Below are 1349 nucleotides of genomic sequence, written 5' to 3' on the forward strand. Positions count from 1 at the left end.
GCCCGAAGAGAAAAACCGCAATGCGCCCCGGCCAGCCAAACACATAGCCAGAATGCAGCGGCCACTGCCATGCGACGAAGCCATCACCGTTTCCAGCGAGGGGATCATTCACATGCAGCACGTCCCCTTTGTATCGATCGATGTAAATCGTACGACGGCCCTCAACACCCCAGCCGACCGGAAACAATAGGTGAATGCGGACGGAGCCGTCGGGTGTTTGTGGTGGCACCAAAGCATAGACGCGCCCATCGGGGAAACGCCGCGCAACGATTTCGAGCGCATCATCGAGCGAAACGGAGGGTCTTCCCTCCGCCGCCGCGGAACGAAGCTTTTCCGCGTTGGTAAGCGGCGAGAACAGTTCGACCATTGCACGAAACTGCTTCGGCAGATTGAAGTAGACTCCCGACAGCAGCACGGCGAGAGCGACAGGTAGAAGGAAGATTCCTGACAGGCGATGGATATCGTAGCTCAGCCGTTCCGACTTCGCTGGCCATTTCCAGGTGAAGGCGCCACGCCATTTGCCGTTCCGGGGCCACCACAGCACAACACCCGTCGCGGTGGAGACGAAAGCGAATACCGCAATTATCCCCACCGCAATATCGCCGGTTCCGCGGACGAGCAAGGCGTAATGCAGCCTGAACAAGAATGCGACGAAGGCGTCGTCCAAGGGATTGCCAGCCGCGTACCAGCGGCGCGTTCCCGTGACCTCGGCTCGATAAGGATCGACGAAGACATGACGGGTCTCGACATCGTCCGAACCAGGCTCTTTGATTTGGTAATAGAAGAGGAAAGCCTCGTCGTCGCGCTGGGGCCAATAGCAAAAGCCGAGCTGCGATCCGACGGGGATGGCCTTTCGCGCAGCATCGGCGATTTCTTCGACGGGACGCCACGCCGCCTTGCCTTGTGCCGGCGCGGTGACGATGCGCAGTTCCGGATTGAGCGCTTCGTCGATCTCATGGAAAAACACCAGCAAAGAGCCGGTGACGCCGATGATCGACAGAAATAGGCCCAAGGCGAGGCCGAGCCAAAGGTGAATTTTCAGCCACGCCGCGCGCCAGCTTCGGAACGTCTTCGGCCGCGCGGTAGGCTGGTGCGATGACAAATCGAGTGCGGTCAAATCGGCCTCCGTCAGTAGCATTGACATTTGAACTATCTCACCGCGACGAAGTGCGAAGCAGCGATCCCGACGCATGCCGCCAGCCTGCTCCTTCGTGGCGCACTACCGCGGCTCGAATTGACCGGAGCCGCGGTAGCTCGATAGCGTTCATTCCAATTTTTTTAGAATTTCACCTTCAATGAGCCCACGAAAGTCCGCGGAGCGCCGTAATAAGAGTAAATCCCGCCGCCGG

The 1349-nt window shown here is 59.2% G+C and carries 1 protein-coding gene; it reads right to left on the reverse strand.

Going from position 1 to position 1349, the window contains the following annotated elements; translation table 11 throughout:
• The coding region (locus tag A1351_RS10555; RefSeq protein WP_198162336.1) for a PepSY domain-containing protein at positions 1–1117 on the reverse strand (1117 nt) is incomplete at its 3' end.
• Positions 1118–1349 lie beyond the last annotated feature (232 nt).

It is taken from the genome of Methylosinus sp. R-45379 (genome assembly GCF_001644125.1).
Lineage (GTDB): Bacteria > Pseudomonadota > Alphaproteobacteria > Rhizobiales > Beijerinckiaceae > Methylosinus.